At 59.2% G+C, this 25572-nt stretch carries 18 protein-coding genes and 3 pseudogenes; 14 read left to right on the forward strand and 7 right to left on the reverse strand.

Going from position 1 to position 25572, the window contains the following annotated elements:
* Positions 1-90: 90 nt before the first annotated feature.
* Positions 91-2130 (reverse strand): arabinofuranosidase catalytic domain-containing protein, encoded by a 2040-nt coding sequence (locus ACQKRQ_RS35070; RefSeq protein ID WP_427482117.1) that lies wholly within the window; start codon positions 2128-2130, stop codon positions 91-93.
* Positions 2131-3588: 1458 nt separating this feature from the next.
* On the opposite strand from ACQKRQ_RS35070, the gene ACQKRQ_RS35075 reads away from it, so the two are divergent.
* From ACQKRQ_RS35075 to ACQKRQ_RS35110, 8 genes are all read left to right on the forward strand, one after another.
* Positions 3589-6378: a beta-propeller fold lactonase family protein gene (locus tag ACQKRQ_RS35075; protein ID WP_427482118.1), complete on the forward strand. Its 2790-nt coding sequence runs from the start codon at positions 3589-3591 to the stop codon at positions 6376-6378.
* Positions 6379-6610: 232 nt separating this feature from the next.
* Entirely contained in the window at positions 6611-8785 is a 2175-nt protein-coding gene (locus ACQKRQ_RS35080; RefSeq protein WP_427482120.1) for a TonB-dependent receptor, read from the forward strand.
* Between the two features lie 12 nt (positions 8786-8797).
* Positions 8798-9496: a MotA/TolQ/ExbB proton channel family protein gene (locus ACQKRQ_RS35085; protein ID WP_427482122.1), complete on the forward strand. Its 699-nt coding sequence runs from the start codon at positions 8798-8800 to the stop codon at positions 9494-9496.
* 1 nt (position 9497) lies between these two features.
* Positions 9498-9899, forward strand: coding sequence for an ExbD/TolR family protein (locus ACQKRQ_RS35090; protein WP_427482124.1), 402 nt, complete (start codon positions 9498-9500; stop codon positions 9897-9899).
* A gap of 1 nt (position 9900) precedes the next feature.
* On the forward strand, positions 9901-10647 hold the full coding sequence (locus ACQKRQ_RS35095; protein ID WP_427482125.1) for a TonB family protein: 747 nt from the start codon (positions 9901-9903) through the stop codon (positions 10645-10647).
* An 851-nt stretch (positions 10648-11498) separates the two neighbouring features.
* Positions 11499-11867, forward strand: coding sequence for a BON domain-containing protein (locus ACQKRQ_RS35100; RefSeq protein WP_427482127.1), 369 nt, complete (start codon positions 11499-11501; stop codon positions 11865-11867).
* Between the two features lie 235 nt (positions 11868-12102).
* Positions 12103-13515: a DUF2252 domain-containing protein gene (locus ACQKRQ_RS35105; RefSeq protein WP_427482128.1), complete on the forward strand. Its 1413-nt coding sequence runs from the start codon at positions 12103-12105 to the stop codon at positions 13513-13515.
* Positions 13516-14273: 758 nt separating this feature from the next.
* Entirely contained in the window at positions 14274-14675 is a 402-nt protein-coding gene (locus tag ACQKRQ_RS35110) for a hypothetical protein (protein ID WP_427482130.1), read from the forward strand.
* Between the two features lie 232 nt (positions 14676-14907).
* Here ACQKRQ_RS35110 and ACQKRQ_RS35115 read toward each other — a convergent pair whose 3' ends face one another.
* The gene (locus ACQKRQ_RS35115; protein WP_427482131.1) at positions 14908-15438 is read right to left on the reverse strand and encodes a hypothetical protein; all 531 of its coding nucleotides are present in this window, start codon (positions 15436-15438) and stop codon (positions 14908-14910) included.
* A gap of 108 nt (positions 15439-15546) precedes the next feature.
* On the opposite strand from ACQKRQ_RS35115, the gene ACQKRQ_RS35120 reads away from it, so the two are divergent.
* Positions 15547-15864 (forward strand): hypothetical protein, encoded by a 318-nt coding sequence (locus tag ACQKRQ_RS35120; protein WP_427482132.1) that lies wholly within the window; start codon positions 15547-15549, stop codon positions 15862-15864.
* Between the two features lie 63 nt (positions 15865-15927).
* Here the strand turns inward: ACQKRQ_RS35120 and ACQKRQ_RS35125 are convergent, their stop codons facing one another.
* Complete coding sequence (locus ACQKRQ_RS35125) at positions 15928-16275, reverse strand: hypothetical protein (protein ID WP_427482134.1); 348 nt, start codon at positions 16273-16275, stop codon at positions 15928-15930.
* Positions 16276-16314: 39 nt separating this feature from the next.
* On the opposite strand from ACQKRQ_RS35125, the gene ACQKRQ_RS35130 reads away from it, so the two are divergent.
* Entirely contained in the window at positions 16315-16542 is a 228-nt protein-coding gene (locus tag ACQKRQ_RS35130; RefSeq protein ID WP_427482136.1) for a hypothetical protein, read from the forward strand.
* A gap of 311 nt (positions 16543-16853) precedes the next feature.
* Here ACQKRQ_RS35130 and ACQKRQ_RS35135 read toward each other — a convergent pair whose 3' ends face one another.
* Positions 16854-17018 (reverse strand): hypothetical protein, encoded by a 165-nt coding sequence (locus ACQKRQ_RS35135; protein ID WP_427482335.1) that lies wholly within the window; start codon positions 17016-17018, stop codon positions 16854-16856.
* Positions 17019-17227: 209 nt separating this feature from the next.
* On the opposite strand from ACQKRQ_RS35135, the gene ACQKRQ_RS35140 reads away from it, so the two are divergent.
* Positions 17228-18955: a methyl-accepting chemotaxis protein gene (locus ACQKRQ_RS35140; RefSeq protein WP_427482138.1), complete on the forward strand. Its 1728-nt coding sequence runs from the start codon at positions 17228-17230 to the stop codon at positions 18953-18955.
* Positions 18956-19360: 405 nt separating this feature from the next.
* On the opposite strand, the pseudogene ACQKRQ_RS35145 reads toward ACQKRQ_RS35140, so the two are convergent.
* A pseudogene (locus ACQKRQ_RS35145) lies at positions 19361-19552 on the reverse strand (hypothetical protein); the annotation flags it as partial.
* Here ACQKRQ_RS35145 and ACQKRQ_RS35150 point away from each other — a divergent pair.
* A pseudogene (locus ACQKRQ_RS35150) lies at positions 19553-20058 on the forward strand (sodium:solute symporter family transporter); the annotation flags it as partial.
* Positions 20059-20615: 557 nt separating this feature from the next.
* Positions 20616-21431, forward strand: coding sequence for an alpha/beta fold hydrolase (locus ACQKRQ_RS35155; RefSeq protein WP_427482140.1), 816 nt, complete (start codon positions 20616-20618; stop codon positions 21429-21431).
* A 553-nt stretch (positions 21432-21984) separates the two neighbouring features.
* Here ACQKRQ_RS35155 and ACQKRQ_RS35160 read toward each other — a convergent pair.
* Both ACQKRQ_RS35160 and ACQKRQ_RS35165 read right to left on the reverse strand, forming a co-directional pair.
* Entirely contained in the window at positions 21985-23307 is a 1323-nt protein-coding gene (locus ACQKRQ_RS35160; protein WP_427482141.1) for a TIGR00366 family protein, read from the reverse strand.
* Positions 23308-23883: 576 nt separating this feature from the next.
* Positions 23884-24318: pseudogene (locus tag ACQKRQ_RS35165) on the reverse strand (alginate export family protein); the annotation flags it as partial.
* 186 nt (positions 24319-24504) lie between these two features.
* Here ACQKRQ_RS35165 and ACQKRQ_RS35170 point away from each other — a divergent pair.
* Positions 24505-25221, forward strand: a complete 717-nt coding sequence (locus tag ACQKRQ_RS35170; protein WP_427482143.1) for a transposase — start codon at positions 24505-24507, stop codon at positions 25219-25221.
* The last annotated feature ends 351 nt before the right edge of the window (positions 25222-25572 follow it).

Below are 25572 nucleotides of genomic sequence, written 5' to 3' on the forward strand. Positions count from 1 at the left end.
CGGTGTGCGAACGTCAACGCTGTCCCCTGCGTCGTCGACAAACGTGGTGGCGCCCATGCGCTGGACGCCACCGTTCGCACACTTCGAGCGCTACATTCCTGAAGCAGTCTGAATTGCCAGGCTTGGGCAATAATGCGTTGCGCTGAGAAATGCCGCTTGCTGCGACCGGTTTCCAGCGGCGCTCGACGTGGGTGGATCGATAAATACAGATGCGTTATTCGATCCCGCAGGCGCGGTGAAGGTCATCGTCACTTTCCACCAGTTGCCCGCTCGCACCGCGCTCAGCGAGGTCGCTTGTCCGGCGCCCCATGTTCCCCTCACGACCTGCCCCGTATTCGTGTTGACGACCCATCCGAATTCCGTGCCGCTCGAGTCATCGGTCTGGATCGATCCGCCAGGAAAGACCGTCGCGTTGGAGGTAGCCATAACGTAGTCCGTGAAACTGTAGGTTTGGCCGCTCTGAACCCGGATGATTTCGCGGATATTCGCAACCGACGAGCCATTCGTACCGATGACCGTCGCCGCATGCTTGCTGTTCCCGCTGATATCAGTCGCAGGCACAGCCGTGCCGCCATTTTGCTGGCTCCATGCATCTGGCATTGCAAGACTCAGCGGCGAATTCACCAGATTGTTCGCGTAGCAGGCGGCCGAAGTCTTATTGGCCGGCGGCCCGTAGAAGCCCGCAATGCTGGACTGGATCCCGTTGTCCGTCACGTCGGATGTCGCCTTGGTGATGATCGCACCTTCGAAGAACTGAATTGGCGCAGCGCTGCCGTCGCCCCCTTCACCAAGTGAAAGACCGCCTTGCCATTGTCCGTTGAAGGCATGGCCCGCATCGCCGCCAAAGTTAAGGGCTTCTGGCGGAGCCTGATCAAAGAGCGGGGTGAGCACGCTCTGCGAAGCAGAACCGCCCTTGACGACGAAAATATTCGATGCGTTCACCGGCGAATACTTGGAAAGTACCGTGACAAACTTTTCATTCTTGGGCTGCTGTGGGCCGTACAGATAGACCCCCGCCTCGGCATCGACGCCCGGCCAGTTGGTATCCAGTCCGTTACATACCGGGTCCTTCGCATTCGGTGGCTGATTCGAATCACCATCGCAGTAACCGAACACCGCTGCGTTGCCGTTTGAGAACGCCAGCGCAAACATCTCGCCCTCGATTTCGCCATGAGCAAAGGTGCTGGGGTTAGCGCTGTTCTCCATGTTTCCGTACGTGCCGCAACACGTAGAGGACTGGCTGTAATGTGCGCCGGCCACCATATACTCGGCGATCTCGGTATCGCCGATCGACTGGTTCACTGTGCCGAACCGGTTCCGATAGGCTTGTCCCCCCAACGTATTCAGCGCTGGAATCTGCGCGCCTTCGAGCGGTACGAAACCCAGCTTCGCCGGTGTGCCGTGCGCCGGCAAATCGTTACCGATCGATACCTGCAGTGTGGGCGACTGCGCGGTCAGCGCGGTGGGCGGCTGCGACAACTGCACAGTCAGTGTCCCACCCGTTCCTGGGAGCGTGATCGTCGCAAAGCCGTTGATGACCGGTACGGTCGTCGTCTTCTTCGATCCTGACGCGCTACTCGCAAGGGTCAGTGATTCTGTGCCGTCCTGATTGAGTGTGAGAACGGCAGGCACGTTACCAAACGCGCCTCCCTTGAGAGCCGCAACTGAGTCGATCTGATCGTAAATGTATGAGACGGCGCAGGACGTATCGTTGCAGAACGCGTTTGCGCTTCTGACATTGGCCGAACCGATTTGCTGCCGATCGCCGCCGTTCGGCAAGGTGCTCGACGTATAAGGGTAGATGTCCTGCTTTGCATTGTCAGAGGCCCGTTGAAGCTGGAACAACGGGCCTCTATAATTTCTTGTCAGTAAGCGTGTCACGCTGTGAGCCGCGGAACACGGTGTGTTGGCCGCTGCGGCGGTGTCGCAAGGTAACGGAAGCGCATTTGCCGCTTCCGTTACTGCACTGCTATCTGGCTGCGATGCAATGTTCGCTGATGACGTCGGTGACGCACTCGTGTTCGCCACGCCTTGCGCCGCAGATGTGCCGGCGCTGTCTCCATTGCATGCAGCGAGTGCAACAGTCGCCGCCAGCAAAACAGAAATCAATCCAACTCCTCTGGACATCATGACCTCCTCGTATCGGACCACGCTTCGGGTTAGTTTTCATAAAATTAGTTATGCCAACTGATTTGCACAGAATCATCACCGATCAAGCAGACAGTGTGCGGAACCGTCACTCGTTTCCGGCGATTTGAAGAATGTTCTGCTGCGTGACGCGACTCGTCAGCCAGAGGGAGCACGATGCCGGTCAGGCGCCAGCGATCTCAACTATTAATAATATTAGTCAACAATATCGCCTCACCATCTCAGGATAATCCCCTAGCTGCAGCGCCGCAATTCAGCTATCCGACCGTTGAATCCAGATCAGCAACGGGCATAACAGGATCCTGTGTCAATATTATTGCTAATAAAGAACCTTTCATAATGAATGGTTTGGCGTCGTCCAGCTCACTCGCGCCCGCTTCCGGGTGGTGCCATCGTGTCCCACGCGCAGCGCTGGCTTTCCCGGCTTACACGTCAGGGGTACGTCGTGCGCGGTCGCGCTAGCGGATGCTGATGAAGCAGGGTCGGCTGTAAATGCAATTTACTATCAAGAGAAGCGATGCAGCACGCAATGCAATCATTCTTAAAGTTGTCGGTCAACAAAAAACGTTCGCTTTAATCAATTTGTAACGTTCAATAAAACATGACCACCGCGCGGCGCGTGTACTGTCACGTTGTTGATGGTCGAGCGGGCGAAGACTTTGAACATCAGCATTCCTGATTTGTGCGGCAAGGCGATCCAACGTTGGGTTGCCGGTCACGGTTTCCCACACTTTAAAACCTGTATGCGCGCCTGCCGCTTGTCTTGCGCGGATACTGTCACGTTGCCGGGATGTCGGCGGAAATGCAGCGACAATTGCGGGTATGAAACGGACTGCTCTCCAACACAGCGCACCTGCCAACGACGCTATGTCTATGCCGGCTACCGATTTCCGCCCGACGCAATCAGTGTACCGTGCCCGAAAAGATCCGCTCGATGACCCGGAAAAACTGGCAACCAGTTGTGAGAAAGAAAATCACTCTATTTACGCATAGTTCAGACTGCGAAGTATTTTCAATCTCCGGTAATTTTTTGAGTAAAGTGAATGAGTGGGTCTTTAGTTTTCGGAAAAAAATGCATGCATCGAGAGGCTTTTTTATAAAGGCACAAATTTCGGAAATCCGAATAACAATTTGCTTATACAACCCGTCGATCCGCATTTTTTTCGCCACGTCTTGATTCACGTCTCTGACATATGCAAACGATAGATTTTTCTGGCTGAGGCTCAGAAACGCTCAGCACAAGCAGCTCCAATTTTAGATCAGGGGTAACAGAACAGATCTGAGACGTTCAGTTCAGGAGCAGAGATTTCAATTCTGTTTGTTTTCTGGAGATATGAAATGAAAAAATGCAGACTGGTTCAGTCTAGCATTACATTAGGATTACTTACCGGCTCTATACTTTTCCCAACCCTTCAAGCAAGCGCAGCACCTCAAAGCAATATGGAACTGTTGCCGACCGGCCAGTTCATCTCCCCGAGAGCCATTCCGGGCGCCGTCCAGCAATTGCTGAATCCGCAGCTTTCGGCGAAGTCGACCCAAGTGGTCAGCGGTGCCATCAAGTCGCAGCTCAGCCCGGACGGCAACACGCTGGCCGTAATCACCGCTGGCTACAACACCGTCTACACGGGCGCCAACAACAGCACGCTGGACAAGGCTGACTCGACCCAGTACATCTTCATCTACGACGTGTCGGGCGCGAACAAGGCCCACCCGATGCTGGCGCAAGTCATTCACCAGAACAACGCGTTCGACGGTCTCGCCTGGAACGGCAACCAGACCCTGTACGGCACCGGCGGCGCCGACGACAAGGTCTATGTGTATAACCGCGCTTCGGCTGTCCCGTCGGCGCAATGGTCCCAGACCGCGGCCATCGCACTGAACCACACGACGGGTATCGGTTCGGGCGTCAAGCCGAACGCTGGCGGCCTCGCTGTGTCGGCTGACGGCCGGAACCTGGTCGTTGTCAACAACTACAACGACTCGATCTCCATCATCGATACGGGCTCGAACACACTCGTTTCCGAATACGACCTGCGTCCGTTCAACACGTCGGGCCAGCAGGGTGTCGCCGGTGGCGAATACCCGTGGGCGGTTTCGCTGAAGGCCGACGGGACCGCGTTCATCTCGTCGGTGCGTGACCGTGAAGTCGTGGTGCTGAACCTGGCGAACCCGGCCGCGCCGCAGTTCATCACGCGCATCCCGGTGAAGGGCAATGCATACGGCATGGCCTTCTCGCCCGATCAGTCTAAGCTCTACGTCGCCGTATCGAACACCGACCAGGTCGCCGTCATCGACACCGCCAGCCACAGGGTTGAGAAAGCGATCGACATCGCCAGCCAGAATGGCGACGGCAACGACCGGGGTAGCGGCAATAACAAGAAATACAGCGGCCGCGATACGGTCAACGTGACCGTATCGAAGAACGGCAAGACCCTGTACGCGGTCAACAACGGCGACAACTCGATCGCTGTGATCTCGCTCACCGGCGAGAACGGCTACCACGTCAACGGTCTGATCCCGACCGCCTATGCGCCGAAGGACATCACGCTGAGCGCCGATGGCTCACAGATGTACCTCATCAACGGCAAGTCGGTCACGGGCCCGAACCCCCTCTATACGTCGGGTACCACGGCCCAGTACCAGTTCGGCCTGGAACAGAGCAGTCTCGTCAGTGCTCCGGTCCCGACCGGCGATGTGCTCGCCCAGCTGACCACCCAGGTGGACGAAAATAACCACTACTCGGAGAAGGAGTCGGATAGCGATCGCGAGACGATGCACTTCTTGCGCGCTCGTATCAGGCACGTGATCTACGTCGTGAAGGAAAACCGCACGTTCGACCAGATCCTCGGCGACCTCGGCAACGGCTCGAACGGCGATCCGACGCTGACGATGTACGGCAAGGCCACCACGCCGAACTTCCACAACATCGCCAGCAACTTCGTCACGCTCGACAACTTCACCGATCCCGGCGACGGTTCGATGGACGGCTGGTCGTGGGTGCAGCACGCACACGTCACGCCGACCGAGGAAGTTTCGCAGCAGGAGAACTACGCCGGCGTCAGCCGCGGCATGGCGTATGAATCCGAAGGCTCCAACCGCGGTCTGCCGGTTGGCCTCCCCACCACCGCCATGCGCGACTTCGCCACGAATGGCAGCTTCACAAGCGCCACGTCGTCGCTGCCGGGCGGCGCGGCCAACGCGCTGCCGGGCAGCGCCGACGTGTCGGTGCCGGATGCGCCGTTCGGCTATCAGAAAGCGAGCATCTACGACGCGGTTCTGCAAGCCGGCGGTGCGGTCCGCAACTACGGCGGCATGGTCAACAACGTTGGCTCGATCGGCACGATCGCCAACCCGCTGCTCAATCCGGCTGGTGCCAACATCGTCCAGGCTCATCCGCTCAAGCCTTCGCTCGTCAACCTGACGGACCAGTACTACCGCGGCTTCGACCAGGCCTATCCCGACACCTTCCGCGAACTCGAATGGAACCGCGAGTTCCAGCAGTACGTCGCGAACGGCCAGCTCCCGTCGTTTGAAATGGTCCGCATGGGCTCCGACCACACCGGCAGCTTTGCCCAGAACGTCGGCCAGATGGGTTCGGCTGAGCAGGAAGAAGCCGATAACGACTTCGCAGTTGGCAAGCTGGTCGAAACCGTCGCGCACAGCCCGTATGCGCGGGACACGCTGATCGTGGTGGTCGAGGATGACTCGCAAGCCGGTTCCGATCACGTCGACTCGCACCGCTCGCCCGCGTACGTCGTCGGTGCATTCGTGAAGAAGCACGCCGTCGTCAGTACCGCCTACAGCCAGGTCAACGCGCTCCGTACCATGGAAGACCTGCTCGGTACCCAGCATATCGACCTGAACACGGCGTACGCGCGTCCGATGTCCGACCTTTTCGACACGAAGTCGGACGGTTCGTGGACCTACACGGCCGTTGCTTCGACGATTCTGAAAAACACGAACGTGGGCAACGTGGCGAGCGGCACCGACGGCAACCAGTTTGCCCAGGGTGAGGACATTCATCCGCTGCATGACGCGACGTACTGGGCGAACGCGACGAAGGACTTCGACTTCTCCAAAGAAGATCGTATTCCGCCGGATCTGTTCAATCGCGTGCAGTGGAAGGGCGTGATGGGTGACAAGCCGTATCCCGTCCCGCACTCGATCTACTCGAAGGCCGCAGCCGACGGTTCGAAGTCGGTCGCTGCTGTCGACGACGACGACGATTAAGCAGGTCGTCGCGTGGTCCGGTTCGAGTGCATCGGGCGGCCTTGCATTGCCTGATGCGCGAGATCCGAAGTAGCCAGTCACGGCGGGTCGCTGTCCCAACGGACGGCCGCCCGCCGACCTTCTCACTACCGTCTCCAACAATAGCCAGCACCGCGTGAAGCCAACGAACGTATCCAGGTCCCGAACCGCAATTGCCATATCGGCGCTATTTGCCGCTTTGTCATTCCCTAATTTGGCGAAGCCTCAACAAGCTCAACAGGAACAGCCTCAGCAAGCACAAGGTCAACAGACGCCAACCCGGCAGACGCAACCCGCGAGCACGCTCGGCGAGATTTCCGTCACCGCTGCGACGGCCGCGGCCGGGCGCGACCATAACGTCAACGACCCGTATCAGGTCACGGGCGTCAGCAAGACGGGTACCGCGCTCGGCGACCTGCCGATGAGCGTGCAGGTCATTCCGCGCGGAATTCTCGACGAACAAGGCGTCACGTCGTTGCAGGAAGCGATCCGGAACGGCAACGTGTCCGGCGTGAACTATGGCGGTACCGATTCGAAAGGCTTCACCGACCACTTCATGATCCGCGGCCTGCAGGCGCAGACCTATGACGACGGCTTCTCGGACGGCGACCAGGTCAACGGCCCGACGCATTCGCTGCTGGGCGTCGAGCGCATCGAAGTGCTCGAAGGACCGGGGTCGGCGCTGCTCGGCAGCGGCCCGCCGGGCGGCGCGATAAACCTGATCCACTACACGCCGTCGGCGCAGTTCCACTGGGGCGGCAATATCCAGGCCGGCTCGTTCGGTACCGTGAACGCCAGTGGCTACGTCACCGGTCCAACCGGCATCGACGGACTGAACTATCGCGTGGACGCCGGCGCCGGCCGCTCCGACGGCTACCGCGACCTCGCATCGTGGAACAAGGAAATCCGTCCCGATCTGCAATGGAAAATCGGCGACCACAAGATCGAGTTCTCGATCGACGCGCAGGACTATATGGCAACGCCCGACTCATACGGGATGATCTATTACAAGGGGGCGCCGATCCGCAATGTCCCGTTCGACGCCAAATATTCGACGCCGTTCGCGAACGCACACGGCAACGATGTACGCGCCACGCTCACGGACGAATGGCGCATCAGCGACTACCTGACGATCAACAATCGTCTGTCGTACATGCACCACACGCTGGATTTCTACAGCAACGGCGACAGCACGCACGCGAAGGTCAAGGGCAACACATTCACCGGCCGCCAGTTGCGCGACCAGGACGATTCGCTCAACACGCTCGACTACCAGTTGGAGCCGGTCTGGAAATTCTCGACGGGCAGCATCCACCATACGCTGCTGACGGGCTTCGAATACCTGAACCAGGATCTCAACACGGTGAAGGCGACGGCAGACCTTCCGGACATCGAGGACATCTTCGCGCCGGTTCCGACGGAAACCTCCATCGCCAGCCTGCATTTCCAGTGCGCGCCCTCTCACTCGTGCCAGAACGACCATGTGTACGCGAACTTCTACAGCATTTACGCGACCGATCAGGTGGACGTGACGGACAAGTTGAAGATTCGCGCGGGCGTGCGCAAGGACTGGTTCGATACGTCGCTGACCCTGAACCCGCTCCCCGGCGAGCCGAACCGTACCGCCAACGACGGCATCACGCTGGTTCAGGGCAATACGTATACGCGCAACGATGCGCCGACCAGTTGGAACGCCGGCGTGCTGTACAAGGTCACGCCCTGGATGACACCGTATTTCGGCGTATCGCGCAGCTACCTCGCCAATTTCAACTCGGAGAACGATGCGTTTTCCATCGGCCCGCCGGAATCGGCGCTGCAATACGAGCTAGGCGTAAAGTGGTCGCTCGACGACGGGCGCTACGTGCTCAACACCGCGCTGTTCGACGTGAAGCGGGAACACGTGGCGACCCCGTTCGGCGACGACCAGATCGCGTTCGATTCGCAGCGCACACGCGGCGCCGAGGCCTCGCTCGACGCGGATCTCACACCGAACTGGCACGTGTACGCGAATTTCACCGCGCAGCACGCGCGTATCACTTATAGCCCAGACACTCCTGGCGCGGTCGGTACGGTCCCGCAGGGCGTGCCCGCCTATATGGCGAACCTGTGGACGACGTATCGCTTCAGTCTCTTCGGCAGGGCGGGCTTTCATGCGGGTGCCGGCATCAATTACATGAGCCGGATGTCGAACGGCTTCGCCAACGGCTACGATTGGGCGCCTGCCTCTTTGATCGAGAACCTGCAGTTCGGTTACGCGGAACCTCACTGGGGGGTCGATCTAAACATCGACAACGTCACCAACCAGCGCTACTACATCGCCACCAACGTGGTCGGCGCCTACCTCGGCGCGCCGTTGGCCGCCTACGTTTCCCTGCATGCGGATTTTTGAGGAGGATCGATCATGTCGATGGACATCCTGTTACGCGTCGCCGATCATTCCGGCGGCGTGCTGTATGTGATCGCCGTGCTGCTGTTCGTCTCACTGACCGTCGTCATCGAGCGGCTGTGGTTCCTGCATCGTGTCGCGCGCGATGCGCACGCGGCGCTTGCCGAACTGGACCATCAGAAGACGCTGAACGCGAGCGCGCTCGCGGCCTGGGCCCAACGGCACGACGGGCTCCCGACGGGCAGCGTGATCGCAACCGCGGGCCGGCTCGCCGGACGCGCCGATCGCGACACGCTCGCCGCGAGCCTCGAGGAAGCAGTGATGCGCGAGGCTCCCCGCATCGACCGTTTCCTGTGGGTGCTCGATACCGCGGTCACGCTGGCGCCGCTGCTCGGCCTGTTCGGCACGATCGTCGGCATGTTCGACGCGTTTCAGGTGCTGTCGAATCCGGGCAACGCGCCGACCCAGGTGACGGGCGGCGTCGCCGAGGCGCTGATCGCGACTGCGTCGGGCCTGTTCGTCGCGATGATCGGACTCGTGTTCTTCAATGGCCTGCATAATCGCGTGCGACTCGTCGTGCATCAACTCGATACGCTGAAGACCGCGCTCGTCAATCGCCTGACGAGCGACATCCCGGATGTCCAGGTCGCGCGGGAGGCGGAAACTGAACCCCCGCACGGGGTGATCGGGTCGCTCGCCCGGCGGGGAGCATGACGTGAGGTACTTTGAGGCACGCAAGGCGCGCATCGAGATCATTCCGATGATCGACATCATGTTCTTCATGCTGGTGTTTTTCATCATGATCACGCTGCACATGATTCCGAACGCGGGCCTGCGCACGCGGCTGCCGTCGGCCACGGGCGCACAGAGCCTGCCTCCGCCGAAGGTGACGGTGACGCTCGCGGCCGACGGCAGCGTGTCGGTCGACGGCCGCACGCTCAGCACGGCCGATCTGACCGCGCTGCTCGCGAAGCGCCCCGATCCGGCGCATATGGTGGTGACCATCGCCGGCGCGAAGGACGTGCGGTTGCAGAAGCTCGTGAACGTGATGGACGCGTGCCGCGCGGCCGGCGTTACGCAGGTGTCGCTGGCCGCGCAACCGGAAAAGGTGGACTGACATGTCGTCGATGCCGACCGTCGCGCAGCATGCGCCGCACCCCGGCACGCGCAAGCCGCTCTATATGTCAGCCACGCTCGCGCTAGCCGTCGAGGCGCTCCTGCTCGCGGGCGTCGGCGCATGGCTGACTCATCCGCGCATCTCTGCGCCGAGGCGGCCCGAGCCGATGACGATCACCCTGACGCCGCCGACGGCCCAGCCGCCGAAGCTCGCGCCCATCCCCGGGCGCGAAGTGTCGATGCCGGTGCCGAAACCGGCCGTGCAGCCGCGTCGCGCTCCAGCGGTACATCAGGCGCGCGTCGCGCACGCGGCGCCGCCGAAGCCGCAGCCGGTCACGCCACCGCCCGCGCCGATTCCGGCGCCGAACACCGCGCCTGCACAGAGCGACGCGCCGGCCGAACCCGCCTCCCCTCCAGCACCGCGTCCCGCGCCAGCGCCCGTCCCCGCTCCGGCCCGCCCCGACGCGAGTTTTGACGCCGCGCTGCGCGCCGCGATCGAAGCGGCGCTGCGCTATCCAGAATCGGCTCGCATGGAAGGGACAACCGGGCGGACGCTCGTCGGGTTCGTCTATCGCGACGGCGCAGTGTCCGACACACACGTCGTGACGTCCAGCGGCATGGGCCTGCTCGACCATGCCGCGCTCGCGGCCGTGCGCGACGCCGTGTGCCCGCCTCCGCCGCATGGGCTCGAGGGCAAGAGCCTGCCCGAGCAGCTATGGGTCGATTTCACGCTCGACAGTAAGGGGTAAAGACCATTGTTAGTCCGTTGAACCAATGAGATTGCACCGTTCGTCTACTGTGCATGACCGTATGCGGATTACAACGTCGGCCTCGAAAACACATCCATGAGAAAGAAATCGCATGGCATTGCGCCGCAAGACGCGCTAACGCCGGCGGCCGGGTCCGGTCCATTTCGTCCTGCATCTTCTGGCGATCACTGGGCACAGCACCAAATTTGCTACCAATGTCACGGGAGCAGATGGCCTCCTTACGCCGACCAGGGAGAACCCGAATCTGGGTTGTGCCTCGGCGCGCCACATTTGTCAGTATGGTCTGGCGCGATAGGAACAACGCGCTGAGGCGACCGGGGGTGGTTGCGGCAGTCACCGGATTGGCTGACTCGAAAGTGGATTCGATCAGCGTAACGCGCTCCCGATGCTCCAGGAATTGGACCAAAGTTGCATTGCCGCTTTTTGTTCCGCAGCCTACATTATGAAAGGAATTGCGGAAAGTACCTGAACCCGGGACTCGCGAAGACAGGAATGGCGAAGGCAGAGGCGAAAAAAGACCGATCCGTCATCGTGTTCATAGCGGCGGAAATGCCGGCCAGATTCGTTCGCGGCGCTTCGGTGGCGCCGACTTTCAATTCGCTCGATCGGGGGGACTCTGAGCGAATTGCAGCCGCCCATCCATGATTTCTTCTGAAGGAACCGGAGAGTCACCTCAAACGTCTTGAGGACCGGCACTAGCGAGTCGAATCTGAACGTGATCGTCCGCAATGGTCGACGACTCGACTAGCATGATCGTCGGGTTAAGGTCCGTTGTCAGATGCAGACCGGCGATTCCCGCCGGATCTATCGTGCCTCAACAGGAGCGAGAAATGAAAGCAATCAGGACATTCAAGCTGATGGGTGGCGCATTGATCGTCGTGGTATCCGTCAATGCGTGGTCGCAGACTAGCGAATCCGCTGCGCCGTCGGCTCAGTCCAGTATGGCGCCGTCAAGCGGAGGAAGCGCGAAAGCCACCAGACAGGCAAATCGCGCACTCAGCAAGAAAGTGCTTGTCGCGCTCTCGAAGGGCGGTGTCAGCACGTCCAGAATCAACGTAGTTGCGAAAGGCGGTGCAGTGACGCTCGTGGGAGCCGTCACTGACGCGACCCAGATCGACAAGGCGGGAGAACTAGCGAAGGGGGTGTCCGGCGTCACGTCGGTGAAGAATTCCCTGACACTGAAAGAAGTGGGTCAGTGATCCTTCCTGATCAGGTCGGCCGGCGGGGTTAATTTCGCAAAAGTAACGGCTGGACCGCCGTGCTCACCCATGCCGGGTTGATGGCTAACCGCGCACCGCCGGTGCACGAAGGTTAGCAAGCTCGATATCTGAAGTATTTTTGGACACGTGCCTGGGGCCGGCAGGATCAGAGGATGCCGGCCTCCGCCATGCCAGAGTGAACTCCGCATCGCGAGCCCGTCAGGAGGAGGTGAGCATGGAAACCATGGTGAAGGTGCCTGGGAAAGCCAAGGTCAGGGTCAATAACGTCGCGGAGGATGTCTCGGCTCCTCGCTCCCGGGAAGAGCGACTTGCCGCCGGTCGGGCGTTGCGCGATCGGGTGCCGCGCAACAGCCACGCCGACTGGACACCATCGGCACAGCGCCGGGACCCCATCGAGATACTGGAAGAATCGAACCTGGATCGCTTGCCGGAATTGGTCCCGATCCGCTATGGCCGTATGCTCCGCAGTCCCTTCACGTTCCTGCGCGGCTCGGCGGCGCTCATGGCCCACGATCTTGCGGCTACCCCAAGTACAGGTCTTCGAGTGCAAGCCTGTGGAGACTGCCACCTGTTGAATTTTGGCCTGTTTGCCACCCCGGAGCGCAATCTGGTCTTCGATCTGAACGACTTTGACGAAACGCTGCCAGCGCCTTGGGAATGGGATCTGAAACGGCTGGCCGTCAGTTTCGCGATTGCTGGACGCGATAACGACTTGCCGGATGCGGATTCCCGGAAAGCCGCCCTCGAGTGCGTGCGCGCATATCGGGAACACCTGCGGGAGTATTCCCGGACGAATCCTCTAGAAGTCTGGTACACCCGCCTGGACATGGAAACCCTCATTGCGATGGCGCCCGATGAAAAGGTCAAAAAATACCGGGAGCGACTGGCAGAAAAAGCCCGCCAGCGTGTTGTCGAAAACCTCTTTCCCAAGATCACCGGCGAAGTGGCTGGACGACGCCGCCTGGTCGATCAACCGCCGCTGCTCTACCACGTCAGTGAGCCGGGCTTCGAGGAACGGGTTCGTGAGGCACTCGCCGACTATCGCCGGTCGCTGTCCGACGAGCGCCGTGTCCTCATGGATCGCTACCACCTGGAGGACTTCGCCGTTAAGGTCGTGGGTATTGGCAGCGTGGGCACCCGGTGCTTCATCGGGTTGTTTTTCGACGAGGAAGACCATCCCCTGATGCTCCAGTTCAAGGAACAGCGCCGGTCGGTGCTCGAACCCTATGCGGGAAAGAGCCATTATGAAAATCAGGGGCAGCGCGTCGTCATGGGACAACGGCTGATGCAGTCCTCCAGCGACATCTTTTTAGGGTGGTTGCGGGGACAGCGAGGCTATGACTTTTTTGTGCGGCAGTTGCGGGACATGAAGATGTCGGTTGTCCTCGATGAAATGACCGCCGCGCAGCTCAACCGCTATGCCCAGTACTGCGGCTGGACCCTGGCCCGCGCCCATGCCAAGTCCGGGGACGCCACGACCATCAGTGGCTATCTGGGCAAGGGTGACACCTTTGACGAGGCCATCGGCGCGTTCTCCCTCGCCTATGCAGATCAGACGGAGCGCGACCACGCAGCGCTGGTGAAGGCGGTACGTGCAGGCCGACTGGAGGCTCTCGTTGAGGAGTAGCCGTCCTGCACCACTCACACGCGACAGAGCGTGGCGAAAGACTTGTCGTGGCAACTTGACCAGCCCGACGTGCCGCCGGCTCAATGCCTTTTCACAGTCCTTCAGGGGCAGCTTGCGGTTGCTTCTCCCGGATCGGTCCGATGGATGGGGTGCGTAAGCGGCCGGCGATCCCGTCTTGAGTAACGTTGAAGGTCTTGGGAGCATCGTGTGCACTTAAATAGGTGGACACGTGAACACTATCGAAGAAGACGTGCCGGTTGGGAGGCGTCAACGCCGGCGGGTCTCGCGATGTCGTGATCGACATTGGGTGCGTGGGTCCGTACTCGCACGAACGCGAACGTGCGACACGTCTTGCCTTGCGCAGACAGTCGCCCTGTTAGCACCTCAAATCGGATATTCCGGTTTACGCCGGCCCGGACGAATCTACCGTCAATGGTCAGAGTCCATTCGGAGTCGCCGTCCATGCCGGTCTGCGTTACTGGTTACACGGCCTCTACACGAGTACCGATGCGAAGGCCGTGTTCAGAACAGCACCGGTCGCGCGCTCAGGAACATACTCTGTCATTGGACTATATCGCATATCCAACTGCCAGAAAGTCTCGCACAGGCACGATATGATCCGGCCACTTCGGAAAACGAACCGTGCCGAAGCACGATAAGTTCGTCTATTGCGCGTAATTCACCTTCAGTGCCGGCAAAGTCGGCATAACCTCGAAATACAATGCGCTAGAGCGGATAAGCAAAGCAAACGAAGCCCTATGATAGTGTCCAAAGGTCATGTAGACAAAGCCAAAACGGTAGTCGACGACAAATCGGCACTCCACGTACAGATCGTCCTGACACGTGTATTCCATAAACTGCCCATTGGTAGTCGCGTTTGCTGCTGCCTGATTATGCGGGAGAGCACTGACCGCGGACGGGGCATCATCCTTGTGCGGCAAATAACCGTGCTCATTCTGATGTACGGACCGCGTATCCTCGACAAAAGGGAGAAAGGCGTTATGTTGGATGCGCATCGTTTTGCGAACCTTTTGGAGGAGAGCGTATGTCTCTGGTTTATTCTCCAGACATTCATCATGGAAGATCGGTATTACCTTTTCGGCATGGTGGGCGTCAAGGATGCCTTAGCGATCCGTTGTAGTGCTTATTGCCACATTTAACGCCGTGATGGTGACTACTTCCGCTCGATGGGTAGAACAAGATGCCTACGACCACAACCACAAGGACAGCTGCCACGCCGATCCACAGAACAAGCCAAAGTCGTGGCACTTCCATAGGATCGTCAGTGCGGCCAACCGTCCAGGCACAGAAACCAGCAACGTCCATGCGGGCAGTTTGCTCGCGTCTGTGTTTTGGTTCATGTGTTCCTTGTTGCGCGGCCCGCTTTTCCGATTACCCGGATTTCTTCATTGACTCCCGCTCCGGGGCGGGCTTGACTGCAACAGTGGATCTAAAGGGGACATCAAAGGAAAATTCGTAGCCCGTCGCCGCCTTCAACGACGCAGTGATGCCCGTTCCAGGCGCACCCTTCCGAAAAATTGCGACGCGCCATACAGATCCCGTGGATCGGCAACGGACCTCATGAATGTCCTGTTCAACCGTGGCGTTGTCGTGCATTACGCCAGGGAGAATATGGCGAGTGTACGATGCGCAACCAGTGAGTTCGACATCCATGCGATTCCCATTCGAGTAGTCGTACACAAGCGAGCCGATTGCTCCATCCGAGCTGAAAGAGGTGGTCAGGCGAGAAAATCCCGCTCTGCTATCGCTCATTTCCACCACATTGAACGCGCCGGTCATCTCGGGCGCAAAGTTCTGTCCCGATGGTGTCGGAGAGGAAGGGTCGATCGCGCAGCTCGCCGCGAGCATAGAGAGGGCAAGCATCGCCCCAACCCGGAGGAAAACCTTTTTAGCCTTCTGCATGTGCTAAATTCTCTTTAATGTGTCGTCGAGTAATTCAATCGATTTGATCCAGCGAACTCTGCGCATTTCCGGCCCACGACCATCTATTTGGCTAATCATGCGAATTGCATGAATCTGCTTCGAACGTGGAATCTGCATCCAACGATAGTTAACGGCATCCACGCATCAATCTTTATCAAAGACCCTGTCGAATGTCGCGATGGCTTCCCATCGCTCCCGCCGAGTCACCTCCAGATACGGGGCAACGTGATCCAGATCGGAATGCCCAAGCAGAAACTGCACCGTGTCGAGCGAGTCGCCCTGCGCAACCAGGCGGCTTACAAATGTCCTTCGTCCACTATGGCTGCCATGACCAGCACCGAGGCCAGCGGCACGATACCGTCTCTCGCAGAGTTTGGCGCACGCACCGCAATGCTCATCTCATGAGGCATCATTCACTTATGCAAGGAATATGGTAGACCGGTGCGCCTCGGCTTCGTACAGACGTCATCAGGCTTTGACCTCTTCTCCTGTCACCTTCTGCGTGATCGCCGGAGCCTTTAGCGCGCTGACCGGCTTCAGCAGATTCAACACCTCGATCAGCCGTTTATGGATGTCGGGATCGTTGTGCGCCGCCTGGGTGATCGCCATGTGATGCCCGATCGATTCTTCCAGATCGGCTGGACGTTTGCCCCGCGCATCGGGATAGGCCAGATCGGGCAGCGCCGCCAGCGACCACGGATTCTCGATGATCGATTCGATTGTGGATAGAAACTCACTGCTCAGTGTGGCAAGCGGATAGGCATCACTGGTCCGACGCAGCCGAAACTGCGCCAATACTTTCGCAAGCAGATTCACATGAAGACAGCACGGTTACTTGTCGGTGGAGCAATCTGTATGTCTGCCTGGCAGGCGAACGCCGCAGACACCAACTCGAATCCGTCGCCCGCAATGTCAGAGACCGTGATCGCTTCACAAGGTCCGGATTTCTCTGGCCACTCCATGTCGGGCGGCGCTGCCGTTCCCCTTGCAAAAAGCCGAGCCGACATTTATCACGACCTCGTGCGCTCGAAAAATAACGGTGAAGCGGCGCACATCCAACAGCTTTACAGAGGAACTCATTGAATCTACGACACTCCCCACGGCTGGCCGACACAACGAGGACCGAAGACCGATTGCTACCTGACCTTGCACGCCAAAAGCGCGCTTGGCAAACGGAGACTGGTCCTTCGGCCCCAAGTTTGTCGGCTCCCAGTCGGCGGGTGATGAGCTGCATCAGGTACGTTGCAAACTCCGGTCCTGGTAATAGAGTCGCATTAAGTCGGCCGCAGAAGACCGAAAGGAGTTCGCAGTCGCTCCGGCAGCGTGCCGTGCAGGTCCGCCGGTGGTCGGCCGAAAACAGGCCGATCTCCTCCAGCATCGTGCCGGCCCCTACCTCAATTCCGATCTCCTGCAGTCTTCCGCTCGTCGCCATGGAACGTGCGTCTGGATCGCAAGCGCACGATCTTGTCCTGCAGTCGGATTGCCTTTACTTTCAGCTCAGCGAGTTGCGTATGGTCAGCAGTCTCCAGCGCGTTCAGATACCGCTGGATGCTCTTCATGGACAGTCCGTGTCGCGGGAGCATCACAGCCAAGCGGGTGACATTCAAGTGTTACGTAAAACATGACAAGCAATACGTAATAAATATGATGCCAACCGATTACTTTTTTTTGCGGTAATATTCGTCCCTTCGTTTTACACATAAAAATAATTGATGTGCTCTCCGAGGGAATATAACGATCCATTTATCTCGATCCTGGAGGGGGTGCCATGCAGTTTGGAAGAAACTTCAAGGTAGTAACGCAGTTGATCGCGGGATTTTCTCTCGTGATCTTTCTGATGGCTTGTCTTGGTGGGTTTTCCCTTTACAAGATGAATCAGGAGAACACGCACGTTGCCGCCCTGCGCGACAACGCATTGCCTAGCGTACGCACCAATCTGGAGATGCAATTGGCTATTCGCGGGATCCGGGCAAGTCAGCTTCTTGCCGCCACCGCAACGACGCCTGATGAATCCCATACTGCAGAAGATCGCATCAATGCGGCGCTGGCCAACTACCAGAAGGCATCTTCGGAATACGCAACTCTGGTAGATAGTCCCGAGGAAAAAACCGCCTACGCCGACATTCAGATGCTGATGCCTAAGTTTCTCGATCTCAACAATCAGGTTCTGGAACTCGTCAGACAGGATCGGCAGGCCGATGCGATGAGCCTGCTGCGCAAGAAGTCGGACTCGATTCGAAATGCAATCGAGAAAGACATCCAGACCATCGTGGATGCCAATACGGCCAGCGCAAACGACGAAGGCAAACAGGCCGGTCAGGATTATGCGCAGGCGAAAACGCTAGTTTACAGCTTGATGCTGGCAGCGGCCGTGGTCGCCATCGTGGTTGCTCTCGTCATCGCCTTTGGTGTGGCAAGGCAACTTGGTGGTGAGCCTCGCGACGCAATGGCACTCGCCAGCGAGATCGCGGCAGGTAACCTGCGCGCCACCGTACAGCTTAAGCCGGGCGACCACTCAAGCCTCATGTACTCGCTGAGCACAATGAGAGACCAGCTTGCGGCTCTCGTCCGGCGGATCAAGACCGCCAGCGAGTCGATTACGGTCTCCTCAGGCGAGATCGCGCAGGGCAATACCGATCTCTCACAGCGGACCGAAGAGCAGGCCGCCTCTCTGGAGGAGACCGCATCGAGCATGGAACAGCTGACCAGCGCCGTGCGCCAGAACGCAGACAATGCGATTCAGGCGAGCCAGCTGGCCAGTACAGGCTCGGGCGTCGCGCGACGGGGAGGGGAAGAGATTAGCCGTGTTGTCACGACGATGCACGAGATCGCCGAAAGCTCCGGGCGGGTTGCCGAGATCATCAGCGTGATCGAGGGGATTGCGTTCCAGACCAACATTCTCGCGCTCAATGCGGCGGTCGAGGCCGCCCGTGCCGGCGAGCAGGGGCGAGGGTTTGCCGTCGTCGCGGGAGAAGTCCGCACGCTTGCACAGCGCAGTGCCACTGCCGCGAAGGAGATCAAGGATCTGATCACCGAATCGGTCAGACGCATTGATACCGGATCGAAGCTCGTTGAAGACGCGGGTCGGACCATGACTGAGATCGTGCAGGCAGCCGTGCGCACCACGGACATCATGAGTGAGATCGCGGCGGCTTCCGAGGAGCAGAGCACTGGTATCGGACAGGTCAATACGGCCATTACCCGGATGGATGAAGTGACCCAGCAAAACGCCGCGCTCGTCGAGCAGGCCTCGGCCGCGGCCCAGTCTCTGGCGCAACAGGCAGAGGGTCTGCGTGACGCGGTGTCCGTCTTCAGCGTAGACGACCATGAAGCATCCCATGCGACTGTCCAGCCACTCGAACGGCCCCGAACGGTAGCCAGAAGCGCGTCATCCATCGCAAAGACTACGTCATCGCAAAAGCTCGTGCGAGCCGAGCGTACCGGCGGCAACACGGCTCTGGCCGATAGCGCCGCCGATGACTGGCAAAGGTTCTGAGCGAAGCCTGAAAATGGCAAGATACGGGCGTTCTAGGAGAAATGACCAGGGTCGTCACCTCCAACACAACAGCTATCAGCAGGCTGGGGGCACAGGCGATGGTTGTTGGAAAGTTTCTCGACTCTGCCTTGTCGCGACTCACCGGGTCGCTCCGTGTCAAAGTCACCCGGTCGTTCCGGCTGGGAATTTTGAAGATGCCCTGTCGATGATCGACGACCTGCCCTTGCCTGCCGAATATCACTCATGAGCGCTGGCCTGATGGCTGTCGTCCTCATCGCGATTGCATGCAGCGCATTCGTCATCCGCCGAACCAAGAGCGTTCGACACAATGGGGAGCCAATCTTCGTCAGCCAAAGACGCTCTTCCGGACTTGAGACCGGCAGTCGACGGAATCACGCGGACACTTTACGCTTGCCGCCCGTCCTGACGATTCGGAGCACTTTCTGCAATCAACGCGCGCCTGAATGCATCCCTTGCGCGCAGCCGTTCCAGATACGCGAATACTTCACAGTGCCCGGCCTCGTTGATGAAGCCGGTTTTCTGCAGGACGATCGAGCGGTCGCCGCCTCGCACCAGCGCATTCGAGTTGTGATAACTCTCTATTCTTCGTGCATAGCTCGCGGGAAACAGTCCGATCGCCGGGAGATGCAGATATCGCGCATATCAACTGTCGCACTAATCATGGTCGCAGTAGGCTTGGGCATTCCTTTTGAGCACGTGAATGTCGCGTTTATCGTCAGCATGGGAGCAGCGATTGCCGCCAGCGCCAATTGCCCCGTTCTTCTCTGTTCAATATTCTGGCGAGGCACAACCACGCTAGGCGCCGTGCTTGGCGGCCTACTCGGCCTTGTCTCGGCCTTGTCTCGGCCGTGGTTTTGACAATCCTGTCCAAACCGGTATGGGTTGATGTCATGCAACACGCCACCGCGCCCATCAGTCTCGACAATCCTTCTCTTTTTTCCGTGCCGCTCGCCTTCGCAGGCATATTTGTCTTCTCGAAGCTTGACCGCACTGCCCGCGCCAAAAAGGAAATTGCCGCCTTCGACGCGCAGGAGTTCATCTCACAGACAGGCATTTCACCTATGGAAGCCACCAGTCACTGATGTAGCGCAAGACGCTGTGCAGGCCAGCGCCTGTACGGCGCCTCGCTAACAGCGACCCATCTCAGCGTGCATTGGGGCCTATCCATGACGCCTCGCGGCCGAACTTAAACGTGGTTGCGGGCGTCGCCAGTCTCGCGAAGAACCCATCGGTTTGCCTGTCTGACTGCCGACTTGCTCTTGGCCGCTACATATGCCAGCGATGCTGGACATGACTGTTGCCCCGCGAGCGCGCCAAACACCAGTCGCTCCTTCAACCTCGCGAAGTGCCGCAGCCGCGTTGATGTCAAGTTTCAGTTGACGGCTCGTTGACTTTCACAAATGCGCTTCAAATGCGAATAGGTTTATACTTCGCATGCGAACGTTTAAGCGCGATGGCGTTCCAGGCGGAACTTTCCTCCCGTGCCCGCGGTCCAGCAGAACCGTGCCTCAACAAGGTTGCGCCCCAGGAACATAACGAACCGATGGAATGCTTTGATCGGTTCAAGCGTTATTACGCTGCACTCGTTGCGACGGAGCGAGTCTGCCGCACGGAACTCGAAACCTCTACCTGATCAAACATGCCATTCATCGAAATTGAAGGAAAGCCGCTGCACTATCAGACTCACGGCACGGGATTCCCGGTGCTGCTGGGGCACAGCTACTTGTGGGATTCGTCAATGTGGGCGCCGCAAATCGACGCGTTGTCTCGCCACTATCAGGTCATTGTTCCGGACCTTTGGGGCCACGGGCAATCCGGGCAGCTCCCGGAGAATACGCGTTCGCTTGGCGATTTGGCCACACATGCGGGCCGTCTTCTGGATGCCCTGGGTATCGGACAATGCGCGATAGTCGGTTTGTCGGTGGGCGGGATGTGGGGGTCCGAACTCGCGTTGCGAGAACCGGGCCGTGTCAAGTGCCTCGTCCTGATGGATACCGACAGGAGCGCCGAACCTGATGCGACGCTCAAGCAATATTCCCAGATGTTCAACGCGATCGAATCGCTTGGCAGTATTCCCGCTCCGATGATCGAGGTCATCGTGCCTTTGTTTTTCCGCCGGGGCGCAACGCTAGACGGTGAAGTGCACGCAAAGTTTCGAAAAGCGCTGGCGGGGTTCTCTGCGGACCAGTTGCGACAGTCGGTTGTACCGCTGGGCCGGTTAATTTTCGGGCGGTCCGACGCCCTTGCCAGTCTTGCCGGTCTTGACGCCGCCAGTACGCTGCTCATGTGCGGCGAACTCGACATTCCGCGGCCACCAACCGAAATGGCACGAATGGCTGCGGTGATTGGCTGCCGGCAAATGCTAATACCCGAGGCAGGCCACATTTCGAACCTTGAAAATCAGTCCTTCGTCACTGACACATTGCTTGCGTGGCTTGGTCAGCATGTCGCGTAACGGGCAGAGCGGCTGCCGATAAGAACGACGATATTCCGACCAACAACGAACGTGGCGCTGTCGACCACATTGCACTGCTTGCCCAAGGGTTCACACAGTTCCGCGCAAACTTCGAAAAGCTCGGCATGAGTGCGCGATAACAGAACCAGAACGGCAGTTCGAACTGGCAGACGTTCGTCCACGACCAGAATGGCGGCCTGGTCAGTATACATTCGGCCAGGGCTGCCGAGCCGGAATTACCAGTGCCAATCGAAGCAAAACGCTGTTACAGGACAAGCACGCAGTTCTTCAACCCAGCGGAATATTTGACGTTGCAGGCGAGGGTTGCGCAACTGACCCGTGGCCCCGAACAGGTCACACAGATGGTGTTACGAAGCAAAGATCGCTGCGTAGGAAAATTTGACCCAATCGTTACGAAATCAATTCGGTCAAGGAATCTAGTGCCCAGCCGGCGAGCAGCAACGGCCCGATGTAGTTCATACGGAAGGACACGAAGCTTCGCAACATGCCTTCCTGGGCGCCCCACCTCGCTTGAGGCGGAGCGCCAACCTTCTCAGAACAGGTACATACCAGCCACAAAAATCACGCCTGAAAACAGAAGTGCCGTCACGCAGTAGCCCATGATGTCTCGAACGCCCAAACCGGCGATAGCAAGTGCAGGCAGTGCCCAGAACGGCTGCGCCATATTCGTCCACGCTTCGCCGTAGGCAATTGCCATCGCGGACTTGCCGAGGTCGGCGCCAAGTGCTTGCGCTGCCGGCATAACAAAGGGACCTTGCACCACCCAATGACCGCCGCCAGACGGCACCGCGAAATTGATAAGCGCCGAACTCAGGAACGCCAGAAGCGGGAATGTGTGAACGTTCGCGATGTCGACGAACCACTTCGTAATTACACCAGCCAGCCCCGAATGGTCCATAAGGGCCTGAATGCCAGCGTAGAACGGGAACTGAATCATGATGGCGGACGCGCCCCTGGCTGCACCGGCTACAGCGCGCGCATAGGCCATCGGCGTCTTGTGAAGCACGATACCTGCTGCGAGGAACACGAGGTTCACGGTATCGATGTCAAGAACGAAGCCGTTCTTGACGAATCGGATTACCAGAAACACGGCGCACAGTGCCGCCACCAGGAACGCCAGGATACGGCTTTCTTCCATCTTCTCCGCGAACGTCGCGTTAGGAGGAAGTTTGCGCTCGACACTCGGCGGGTCCTGCAAAAGGGCCGGGTCCACTGTGACGACGTCCTCCGGCTTCGGCATCATGAGTCTCGCCAGAATTGGCAAAAGAATAATGAGGCCGATGGTGATAAACGCGTTGTAGCCGGTGAATATGGTGTGCGATACCGGAATCAGACCTACTGTCTTCTCCATCGGATTGCCTTTGGTCGCGGCCACTAGCGGCACTGAGCCAGACAGGCCCCCATGCCACGTCAGGAAACCCATGTAGGCGCTTGCAACGAGGAGACGGTAGTCCGTTCCGGGGACACGTCTCGCGACCTCGCGCGCAAGCATCGCACCGAGGACCAGACCGAAGCCCCAGTTAATGGCGCAGGCCACTCCGCCCACAAACGCCACCAGCATCACGCCTTGGCCGGGTGTACGCGCGGAGCTTGCGAGGGCGACCAACATCCGTTTGACCGGGCCTGAGCTCGCCAATGCGTGGCCGGTCACAAGAATCATCGCCATCTGCATCGAAAATGCAAGCAGATTCCAGAAGCCAGAACCCCATAGCATCACGAGGTCCGCGGGTGCTTTCGGCGTCAAACCAAGCGCGAGCGCGAAGGTCACGATGGTTAGGAGGATGGCAAAAATCAGGGGGTCCGGCAAAAACCTGTGCACCACCTGAGTAAAGAAGGCGGAAATTCGCTGAATCAAGTGTCTACTCCTCGTCACCAATATGAAGTCGGCCTACTGTCGTTGTTATGGCCGGTAAGCCGCGCGCGGCGATTCTTGCACACAACGAAAAATCCTGCAGCGACGAATGCCACGACTGTTGAAGTGGGTAAAGAAGACATTGATTGATAGAGCCGTCCTCGGCAAACTTCGCGCCTTGGACAGACAGACGGGCTATCGCGAACCGTAGAAGCAGCGACGAAGACAAGCCGAGTTCGCACACGCGAGTACGCCACGAGAACGCGGCGGCGCCGTCCCAATCGCCACTATCAGCGGCGATTCAGTCCAAACTCATTGACTCACTTCTGACAAGAGTGCTGTGGATTGCAGGCTTTTGGTTCGTCGAAGGTCGGGCGCGTTCGCACCGCTTCCAGCGCGGGCGCAACGTTCGAACTGACAAGCCAGTCGGCGCGAACCTGCCCATACATCCCAGTCCAGCGCGTTCGCTCCCCTTCCGTGCCGGGCACCACAGCCATGCCCTGACTGTAGATTGCATCGGCTGCGATCGCATGCCACTGGAAAACGCGCGCGGTAATTAACGTGACCTTCGGCGACACCTTGAACGTAATCGACGGCTTCACGTGGATCAGGTTGTAGCCGGCCGAAGGGCCGCGCATCCTGGAGTTGAAAGAGCGCCTGCGCATGCTGACCGATGCGCGCGTCGGCATGCACTTCGGTGCGCTGGATCACGTAGCTGTCGGGCCTCGCGCTGCCGAGCCCGAAGAGCGGCGCATTGTTCAGTTCGAAGGCCTCGCGCAGGTTCGCGCCGAGCGACAGATACGTCGACGGATCGCTGCCGAGCGGGATGTACTTGAGCGCATCGGATGACTTGCGCGGCACGCACGGATTCGCCAGCGCGGACCAGTCTTCCTGCCAGCGGTTCAACGACAGCGCCGACGGCCGCTCCGCAATGCATTGAGGCGCGGCGGCCGCGCCCGCATCCGCCGTGTCATTGGCGGCGAACGCGTTCGCGCCCTCCGTCAATCCGCCCACGGCGAACGCAGCGCACGCATAAAAAAGACGCTGGCTACGATGGGCAAATCAACGAAAAGAGGCCAGAAAAAAGGCCTGTTCGTGATGTAAACGCACGCACATGACCGATAGAATTTCGTTACGCACCGTCGCGCGTCCGATACCTGTCGGATCGCTTTCTCACATCGGATTTCCGGTTACTTCAGCATGACACGGCTTGCACGGCACTACGTCCCAGAACAACCTCAGCACGTTATCCTGCAGGGGCTCACGGGGCCCGCATTCCTGGACGAAGGAGACTACCTGTACTTCCTCGCCTGCCTGGCAGACGCAGCGCGCGTCGCCGATCTGGCAGTTCACGCGTGGGTCCTTATGCCTGACGCGGTACAGTTGCTCGTCACGCCTTCATACGAGTCGAGCGTGGCCATGGCGATGCAGGCGGTCGGCCGTCGCTATGTCGAGACCTTCAACCGCCGCCATGGACGCCGCGGTACGGTGTGGCGTGGCGCGTATTGGGCAACAGTGATTGAGCCCGACCGGTATTTCCTGCTCGCGAGCCAGATCATCGATCAAGCGCCGGTGCGCAACCGCCTTGTGGCAGAGCCTGGGAACTACCAGTGGTCGAGCTACACACATCACATCGGAATGCGTGTCGATAGCTTTATCAAGGACCATCCACTCTACCGGGCGCTCGGCAATACGCCGTCCGAGCGCCATCAGACTTACCGCGATTTGGGCGCACGGCCCCTTGACGAACACGAGGTCGATAACCTGATGCAGTCGACGCTCAAGGGCTGGGTGCTCGGCAGCGCCGCGTATTGCGAGTGGGCGGCGCAGACCGCTAACCGGCGTTTGATGCCCCTGCTGCTGCGAGACCGGCCGTCCAAGGTTCGCACGACACGCGCCCTCGCAGACGCGGACTAATCAGAAGAAAAACAAGCAAGGAAACCTTGCTTGTTTGAGAGGTGCTACGTCAGGTCGGAGCGTTTCAATCCGCTTGGCCGGTGTCGCGAAACAGCCACCCCATCTCGCTCATCCTCGAACGCTGCCGTCTCGCGCGCCCTGGCGAGCCCGACCCACAGGATGCAATCGGCCGTCCTGATAACGGACAGTCGAGCGTGGTGACGAGAAACGGTTCATACTTTTTAATTCGCCTCGAGCCCTATTTCAGTGGAAACAGACGGCCTCCTGACGTTCGCACCACAACGGGGGGCGCGACGACCAACATCGCCCGCTCACCACCGGTGTTTCTGGTGTTCGATTCACGACGCTCGA

The organism is Paraburkholderia sp. NPDC080076 (assembly GCF_050281145.1).
GTDB lineage: Bacteria > Pseudomonadota > Gammaproteobacteria > Burkholderiales > Burkholderiaceae > Paraburkholderia.

What these genes read in the sequence shown, in the direction of transcription:
- ACQKRQ_RS35105 (WP_427482128.1), top strand. Translation starts at nt 12,103, where the DNA reads ATGGAAACCATGGTGAAGGTGCCTGGGAAAGCCAAGGTCAGGGTCAAT.
- ACQKRQ_RS35070 (WP_427482117.1), bottom strand. Translation starts at nt 2,130, where the DNA reads ATGATGTCCAGAGGAGTTGGATTGATTTCTGTTTTGCTGGCGGCGACT.
- ACQKRQ_RS35100 (WP_427482127.1), top strand. Translation starts at nt 11,499, where the DNA reads ATGAAAGCAATCAGGACATTCAAGCTGATGGGTGGCGCATTGATCGTC.
- ACQKRQ_RS35155 (WP_427482140.1), top strand. Translation starts at nt 20,616, where the DNA reads ATGCCATTCATCGAAATTGAAGGAAAGCCGCTGCACTATCAGACTCAC.
- ACQKRQ_RS35115 (WP_427482131.1), bottom strand. Translation starts at nt 15,438, where the DNA reads ATGCAGAAGGCTAAAAAGGTTTTCCTCCGGGTTGGGGCGATGCTTGCC.
- ACQKRQ_RS35075 (WP_427482118.1), top strand. Translation starts at nt 3,589, where the DNA reads ATGGAACTGTTGCCGACCGGCCAGTTCATCTCCCCGAGAGCCATTCCG.
- ACQKRQ_RS35170 (WP_427482143.1), top strand. Translation starts at nt 24,505, where the DNA reads ATGACACGGCTTGCACGGCACTACGTCCCAGAACAACCTCAGCACGTT.
- ACQKRQ_RS35085 (WP_427482122.1), top strand. Translation starts at nt 8,798, where the DNA reads ATGTCGATGGACATCCTGTTACGCGTCGCCGATCATTCCGGCGGCGTG.
- ACQKRQ_RS35120 (WP_427482132.1), top strand. Translation starts at nt 15,547, where the DNA reads ATGAATCTGCTTCGAACGTGGAATCTGCATCCAACGATAGTTAACGGC.
- ACQKRQ_RS35135 (WP_427482335.1), bottom strand. Translation starts at nt 17,018, where the DNA reads ATGAAGAGCATCCAGCGGTATCTGAACGCGCTGGAGACTGCTGACCAT.
- ACQKRQ_RS35140 (WP_427482138.1), top strand. Translation starts at nt 17,228, where the DNA reads ATGCAGTTTGGAAGAAACTTCAAGGTAGTAACGCAGTTGATCGCGGGA.
- ACQKRQ_RS35130 (WP_427482136.1), top strand. Translation starts at nt 16,315, where the DNA reads ATGTCTGCCTGGCAGGCGAACGCCGCAGACACCAACTCGAATCCGTCG.
- ACQKRQ_RS35095 (WP_427482125.1), top strand. Translation starts at nt 9,901, where the DNA reads ATGTCGTCGATGCCGACCGTCGCGCAGCATGCGCCGCACCCCGGCACG.
- ACQKRQ_RS35110 (WP_427482130.1), top strand. Translation starts at nt 14,274, where the DNA reads ATGATAGTGTCCAAAGGTCATGTAGACAAAGCCAAAACGGTAGTCGAC.